General features: G+C 59.1%; 6 protein-coding genes. All 6 read right to left on the bottom strand.

Going from position 1 to position 7160, the window contains the following annotated elements; all coding sequences use genetic code 11:
- Positions 1 to 168 precede the first annotated feature (168 nt).
- Positions 169 to 1413: an MFS transporter gene (locus ACI77I_RS23190; protein WP_242155262.1), complete on the bottom strand. Its 1245-nt coding sequence runs from the start codon at positions 1411 to 1413 to the stop codon at positions 169 to 171.
- A complete protein-coding gene (locus ACI77I_RS23185) occupies positions 1410 to 2135 on the bottom strand; it encodes a 2OG-Fe dioxygenase family protein (protein ID WP_242155261.1) in 726 nt (241 codons plus the stop codon). The genes ACI77I_RS23190 and ACI77I_RS23185 overlap by 4 nt, the downstream gene beginning before the upstream one ends.
- 4 nt (positions 2136 to 2139) lie before the next feature.
- On the bottom strand, positions 2140 to 3501 hold the full coding sequence (locus tag ACI77I_RS23180; RefSeq protein ID WP_242155260.1) for an acetyl-CoA carboxylase biotin carboxylase subunit family protein: 1362 nt from the start codon (positions 3499 to 3501) through the stop codon (positions 2140 to 2142).
- Between the two features lie 30 nt (positions 3502 to 3531).
- Positions 3532 to 4686 (bottom strand): KamA family radical SAM protein, encoded by a 1155-nt coding sequence (locus ACI77I_RS23175; RefSeq protein WP_242155258.1) that lies wholly within the window; start codon positions 4684 to 4686, stop codon positions 3532 to 3534.
- A 430-nt stretch (positions 4687 to 5116) separates the two neighbouring features.
- A complete protein-coding gene (gene leuD / locus ACI77I_RS23170) occupies positions 5117 to 5731 on the bottom strand; it encodes a 3-isopropylmalate dehydratase small subunit (protein WP_094952093.1) in 615 nt (204 codons plus the stop codon).
- Positions 5728 to 7146 (bottom strand): 3-isopropylmalate dehydratase large subunit, encoded by a 1419-nt coding sequence (gene leuC / locus ACI77I_RS23165; RefSeq protein WP_406998509.1) that lies wholly within the window; start codon positions 7144 to 7146, stop codon positions 5728 to 5730. Before leuC ends, leuD begins: the two co-directional genes overlap by 4 nt.
- Positions 7147 to 7160 lie beyond the last annotated feature (14 nt).

The following is a 7160-nucleotide window of genomic DNA, read 5'->3' as shown; positions in this document are numbered from 1 at the left end:
GCTTGGCTGGTGGCGGCGATCAAAAGACAGCCCCAAAAACTAGGGCTTTAACGGAAAAAACCATCTGCAATCCCTCGCACTGTGTGATCAGGCGAAGGACTTTGCAGAGGTTTTCAGGCGGTATCTGTAGAGCTTATCCGGTAGTTACGTGGGATGTTTCAGTAGTCCCTATCCTCTCCCGTCGCAACGCAAAACTGCACTGCGACGATAAACGCTGTACCCCAGCCATATACCCATGACCAACAAAGCGGTCAGCGGCAGGCCATGAAACAGCACAATCACCTGCGCCGGCGTCCACGTCAGGTAGAACGGCCCCACCACCAACATGCCCACGCCGAAGCCAGCCATCTGGATCAGGGTCAATAAGCTGAACAGCGGCAGGCGCAGGCTGTCTGGCTCGCTTTGCGCACGGGAGATCAACGCCACTTCGGACACGCCGTCGCCCAGCCCCGCCCACACCACCAACAGCAGTGCCAACCACAGTTCGGTTTGCTGGAAGGTCAGGATGAAGCCGCTGGACATCAGCGCCACGCCCAGCATGAACAGGCGTTCCATGGCTTGGGTGCCACGGCCTTTGAGCAACGCACTGGCGATTCGCGCACCGACGAACTTGCCGCACGCCCACACCGCCAGCAGATACCCCATGACGGTCTTGGCTGTGTCCGGCGAAATGTACTGCGACAGCACCGGCCAGCCGACGTTATGCGCAGCGCTACCGAGGGTGTCGAGCATGCTGATCAACAACATCGCCGCCAGCACCGGCGCGCCCCGCAGCCCTTGGGTCAGCTCACGCCACTCCGCCGAGAGCCCGCGGTGCACGGCAACGGTGACCGAATACAAGGCGCGCAACGGCATGATCAGGCACGCAGCCAGGACGTAGGTGCCGATGTTGACGGCAAACACCGCCTCGAATCCTCCCGTGGCAATCAGCAACCCGGACAGCAGGCTGCCGAACACCGCACCGGTGGCCGCCGCCGACGTGATCCACGCATTGGTGCTCACCCGCTGTTCAAGCGCGACCCACGTCGGCAACTGGCTGTTCAGGCCAATCGCAAACAGCGAATTGCATAGGCCGATACCAAACGCGATAAAGGGCAGCACGCTGAGCTGATGCGCCGGTATCAGCACCAGCAGCGGCAACAGCAGCAATGCTCTGGCCAGGTCCAGCCCCGCCAGGGTGCTACGCCCTGGAAAGCGCCGAAAAAACGTAATGCCGAACAAGCTGGCGACAATCCCGCCGGTGACGCGGCACGCCAGGAAAATACTGACAAACACCACGCTTTGGCTGAGCCAGTAAACGTAGGTGGACAGCGCCACCATATTGAGGAACGCGCCAAAGTCCGAAACGCCACGGGCAAAGATGATCAAGCGCGCGTTGCGGGTCGACAGGGTCAGCTGCGGATCTTGGCTCATGCAGGCAGCGCCTCTTCGTCAGTCGGCACGCCGCGCAGGCTCACCAGCAGCAAGTCGCGCCAGGCCGGCGCGGAATCGGCCTGGGGCCGTACATCGCCAGCGCGGTGGTAGAGCCCTCGGTCGTTGATCACGATGGTTTCCAGAAACTGCTCCATCGCCAGGTTCAACACCCGGCTTTGCTCGGCTTGCGTGGTAAATACCTCCGAAACCACCGGCACCGTATTGCTCTGGCCAATGAAGTGCATGAACACCCAATCCAGACCATCCTGGTGAATCCCCGAGGTCGTCGGGCTGCTCGATTGCGCATCTGCGCGGACGCGGAACTGGTGGATATCGATCGTATAGGTCTGCTCGCCAAGATGCGGGGCAATCACCGCAAGATCGGTGGCCAGCAGTTTCTGCATCAGCGGGTGCTCGATAAAGCCGTCCTCGCAATAGCTCAAGTGGTTCACTCCCTGTCGATACTTGATGGCGTAGGTGACCGGCGACTTGAACGCGGCATCCCGGTCGATCTGCAATTGCCGCGATGGCAATAAACGATAGCGCAGAATGCGGCGTTCGCGGTGGGTGTATTCCTTGAACGCCTCGTCTCGTACCAGGTTTGCCCAGTAGGCGCGAAAGCTTTGCTCTTCGCCGGGCTCAACCGCGATCAACTCGCGAAAGTCGCGGCGGTGGCAGTAGTGATGGTCGCGCAAATGCGCGGAAATCTGTGGGATGTCCATATCGCTAAACCTTATTCTCGATGATCACGTGCAGGTTTTGCCTGATCGCGTCATGCAAGGCATGAGCATCGGCGGCATCGTCGACCTTGGCCCAGCACTTGAGCAGGTAGTGCTCTTCAATATCGGCGTCGATGTAGTGACCGGCGTCCTGTTGCGCGTACTCGAGCACCGACGCGTGATGCTCCAAGAACTGCAGGCCCTCGATGCCCTTGAAGTAGCCACTGCGCTCCGGGTAAACCGCCAGCATCGCGTAATGTTGGTCGCCGTTGGCGACCTTGTGCGCGCCAGCCTCAAGTTGCGCATTGAGGCCCGGCTCGCCCAGCAGCAGCTGCATATACAGCTGATGCGGGTTGATCGCAGCAAGGTCACGCAACGCCGCGTTGACATACAGCCCGCCCACGCGCGGGTTGATCTCAATGACCACAGGCCCGGCATCGGTCATGCGGAATTCGAAATGCACCACCGCGTTGGTCAGCCCGACTGCGCGCAAACATGCAGCGGCGTACTCGCGGATCTGCTCGCACTGCTGCGCCGTGAAAGAGGTCGGCGGAGAAATCAGCAGGTTCTCCAGGACAGTGCCGCTGCGCTCGGTCAGCAGCAGTTTTTCGTTGATCAGCAGCGCATGAACGCGCTCGCCGATCACCACGCATTCCACGCTGCCTTCAACGCCGGGGATATAGCCTTCCAGAAGGATACTGCGCCCTGGAATGTATTCGCGCCGCTGTCCGTCTGCTTCGGGCAAGCTGTGCGCGTAGCCATAAAAATCAGCATAAGAGGCTGCGCCGTGGTCGCTCAGGAAATGTGCGTAATGGCTGCGCAGCTGCGCCCAGTTGGAACACTTCGTGATAAACGCCGAGGCACCACCAAAGGGCGGTTTGGCGATCAGCGGATAACCTACCCGGTCGGCGCCCGCCTGGAGTTCCTGCTCGTTATTGCACAGCGCGAATGGCACCGAACGCAGCCCCTGTTTTTTCAACATGCGGCGCATCAGGTACTTGTTATTGCACGCGGCAATCGCCTCCGGGCAGCTGTACACCAGGCCCAGGCGCTTACAGGTGTGTGCAACGATGCAGCCGACTTCGCCCTGTGCAGACGGATGCCCGGCATGGCAGAAAATCGCGCGAATCTGGTAGCGCCCATCCAGCCGGCCCACCAAGTCCAGAATCGACTGTTCAGTTAACGACTCGAGCAGGAACACTTCATCACTGTCGTCCCGCAGCCGCTGCAGGTGATGACGCCCCGCGACCCCAGCGGTCAAACAGACCAGGCCTTGTGCACGCGCGACAGCAAAGTGGGGCTCGCGGTAGCTGTAACGCACCGAAACACTGTCATCGACATCAATAAAAAGAATCGCATCTTGCTTCATAACTGACACAGCCTCTTGCCGTAAGTTAATTCAGGCATCCTGCCAACTGCACCAGTGCCCTTCCCAGTTACGGAAACGGTAATGACGCAGCCCGTCACGCACTTCAAAATGCGGCAAGTCTTCAGGCTTTTCAAAATCCAGCAACGGTACGGTGAACTTACCCTGTGCATGCGGCAGTACATATTCGGGCATGGCAATGTTGGACACGCGCCGCTTGAGGCGATCCATAATAGCGATGGCTTGGCTGATCGAAGCTTTATACTCCGACGCACCCGGTGAGAACGGCATAAAGTGATACAAGTAATACGGCTTTACACCCAGGCGATAAAGATCAATAAACAGTTTATGCAAGGTCGCTTCATCGTCATTCACGCCGCGCAACAGTGGCATGTTAGAAAATACAATGGGCACCACGTTCTGGATACGTTTTACCGCTGCTGCAAAATCAGCCGTCAGTTCAAGCGGGTGGCAAACATGCACACCAAACGCGTTGACGTTGTACTTCTCGAGCATCGCCACCAATTCGTCGGTGACGCGAAACGGGTTGAAACTCAACGCCCGTGAATGAATACGAATCAGCAGGTCGTCACTGATTGAACGCAACGCCGCCAAGTTTTCTTCCAGCTTGCGGTCGGCCAGCATCAACGGGTCACCGCCGCTGAGGATCACTTCTTCAATCGCCGGGTTATTGCGGATGTATTCCACCGAATCCTTGAAGGAGTCGGTGCTGGCGTTGGCTTTCTCGGTACCAACCTGCAAGGTGCGCAGTGCCTCGAAGCAAAACTGGCAATAGGCATTGCAGGTGTTGGTCATGCGCAGAATCACGCGATTGTCGTACTTGTGCTGGCAAATCGGCGTTTTCATTTCATGCCCGAGCTCCCAGTTCTCGGACGTGCCGTCGTAATCGCCCGCGACCTGCTCACTCCAATACGGCACCACTTGGCGCCATAACGGGTGGTCGGTTATCGGGCCGCCAGTGAGTGAGCGCTTGATCAAATCAATATAATAAGGCGTGATCTGCATCTTGCGGTCTTGCAAGTTGTGCTCGATATGCGCTGTTATTTCTTCACTCCAACCACCGCACGCATTGCGCAGTGCAGGTTCATCGCGCAGGGCATTCTTTTGCTGCCAGCGCCAGTCTTGCCATTGTACCGAGCGGTACGTTGCTTGATCAAAAATCGACATGAGTAGGTACTCTCTGTTTTTCAACTTATATTAAGGACATATCAATGCGTGCCGTTCCATGACCGGAAAGGCATTAATATCCGCAATAAAGACAATCGTTTACAGGCGAGCGCTGCCGATCAGGTTATCAGCGTGATCACCGGCACCAGAGAGGTGTAACAACTCACTAATTCATCGGTCATAGCATCAACTTCCTTTTCTTATAATGTGCTGACTTTCCAAGTCAGCCCTCACTTAAGCCGATGATCTACAACGTGTCAACCCAATAACCCTTTACGTTTCCCGGAATTAATCCTTTCGCACGCCACGGCCCCAGCAATGAGTGAGGAAACCCGCTTTTAACGCCGACTATTTGAAAAGTAAATAACACAACAAAACGCCCTCTTATTAAATAGAGGGCGTTCTTTCTACGTATATAACTACGTAATTCTCAACTTAGCCAAGGGTAGGCAGCCAAATGCCTGCGCTCAAACGCTTTGATTTGCTCACTGCGCTGCAAGGTGCTGCCAATCGCGTCCAGGCCGAGCAACAGCGCGGTTTTGCGCAAGGTATCGAGCTGGAACGGGATGACCTGGCCATCGGCCAGCCGAATCTGCTGTGCCTCAAGGTCTACGCTGATCTGCGCCTGGGCAGCCTGGCTGACGGTCTGCCCGAGTTTCTGCAATATCGCCTCGTCCAAGGTAATCAACAACACCCCGTTACGCTGGCAGTTGTCATAGAAAATCCCGGCAAAGCTGCTGCCGATCAGCGCGCGGATGCCCATTTGTTTCAAGCCCCACACCGCGTGTTCGCGACTGGAGCCACAGCCGAAGTTCGGCCCAACCACCATGAAGCTCGCACCCTGCCAGGCCGGCTGGTTCAGCACGAACGCTGGGTTGGGCTGGCCGGACGCTAGAAATCGCAGGTCGAAGAACAGCCCACGGTCCAGACCGCTGCGGTCGATGCCCTTGAGAAACTGCTTGGGCATGATCACGTCGGTGTCGATATTCGCCGCCAGCATCGGCGCGGCTTTGCCGGTGACCAGAGTGAACGGTTGCAGGCTCATACACGGTCTCCAAAGTGGCGAATATCGGTGAGGCGGCCCGTGATCGCGGCGGCGGCGACCATCGCCGGGCTCATCAGGTGCGTGCGTGCACCCGCGCCCTGGCGGCCTTCGAAGTTACGGTTGGTGCTGGAGGCGCAGCGGTCGCCGGCGGCGAGCACATCGTCGTTCATCGCCAGGCACATCGAGCAGCCGGACTGGCGCCATTCGAAACCGGCGTCGATAAAGATCGCCGCCAGCCCTTCGGCCTCGGCCTGGTCGCGCACCTCGGTGGAGCCGGGCACGATCATCGCCCGCACGTGGTCGGCCACGTGTTTACCGCGCACCACGCTGGCGGCGTCGCGCAGATCTTCGATGCGGGCGTTGGTGCAGGAGCCGATAAACGCATGGCTGATGACGATATCGCTGAGCGGCATGCCGGCTTCCAGGCCCATGTAGTTGAGGGCCCGACGCATGTCCTGGCGCAGGATCAGGTCGCTGACGTCCTGCGGGTCGGGCACCCGAGCGCCGATAGGCGCGGCTTGGTCGGGGCTGGTGCCCCAGGTGACCATCGGCTCCAGGGTGTTGGCATCCAGATACACTTCGCGGTCGAACACAGCGCCTGCGTCCGAATGCAGTTGGCGCCAGCCCACCAGTGCCTGTTCCCACAGCTCGCCCTGCGGCGCGCGGGGCTTGCCCTTGAGGTAGGCGAAGACTTTTTCGTCCGGCGCCATGAAGGCGCCACGCGCACCGGCTTCCACCGCCATGTTGCAGATGGTCATGCGCGCTTCGACGCTCAGCGAATCAATGGTGGAACCGCGAAATTCGATGGCGTAACCGGTGGTACCGGACGCACCGATCTTGCCGATCAGCGCCATGATCACGTCTTTGGAGGTCAGGCCTGGCGCCAGCGCCCCTGTGACCGTCACGCGCAGGCCTTTCAGGCGCTTGTAGACCAGCGTCTGCGAAGCCAGCAGGTGCTCGATTTCCGAGGTGCCGATGCCAAACCCGAACGCGCCGAGGGCGCCGTAGGTGGTGGTGTGGCTGTCACCGGCGGCGATCACCATGCCCGGCAGGATGAAACCCTGCTCCGGGGCGATCACGTGTTCGATGCCTTGGCGCTTGTCGAGGATATCCAGCAGCTCAATGCCGAAGTCGCGGCAGTTTTGCGCCAGATACGACACCTGCCGCGCCCCGCCCGCATCCGGCATCGCCGCGATGCGCTTGGGCGTGGTGGGGTTTACATGGTCGACCACCGCCAATGCCGTGCCGGGGCGCCACACCTTGCGCCCAGCCTCGCGCAGGCCGCTGAAGGCCTGGGGGCTGGTGTATTCGTTGATCACCTGACGGTCGATATAAAGCAGCACATGGCCCTGGTCATCCAAGGGGCACACCGTGTGGGAATCGATGTGTTTGTCGTAGAGGGTTCTGGCAGTCATTTTTCTTAGGGCTC

The sequence above is a fragment of the Pseudomonas sp. D47 genome (assembly GCF_045447305.1).
GTDB lineage: Bacteria > Pseudomonadota > Gammaproteobacteria > Pseudomonadales > Pseudomonadaceae > Aquipseudomonas.
Note: the sequence above shows the minus strand (reverse complement) of the source record. Positions and strands in the feature narration are given on the sequence as shown.

Bases quoted from the DNA above. Each gene is read 5' to 3' on its own strand.
- ACI77I_RS23180 (WP_242155260.1), bottom strand. From the start codon at position 3,501: ATGAAGCAAGATGCGATTCTTTTTATTGATGTCGATGACAGTGTTTCG.
- ACI77I_RS23175 (WP_242155258.1), bottom strand. From the start codon at position 4,686: ATGTCGATTTTTGATCAAGCAACGTACCGCTCGGTACAATGGCAAGAC.
- leuD (WP_094952093.1), bottom strand. From the start codon at position 5,731: ATGAGCCTGCAACCGTTCACTCTGGTCACCGGCAAAGCCGCGCCGATG.
- ACI77I_RS23185 (WP_242155261.1), bottom strand. From the start codon at position 2,135: ATGGACATCCCACAGATTTCCGCGCATTTGCGCGACCATCACTACTGC.
- ACI77I_RS23190 (WP_242155262.1), bottom strand. From the start codon at position 1,413: ATGAGCCAAGATCCGCAGCTGACCCTGTCGACCCGCAACGCGCGCTTG.
- leuC (WP_406998509.1), bottom strand. From the start codon at position 7,146: ATGACTGCCAGAACCCTCTACGACAAACACATCGATTCCCACACGGTG.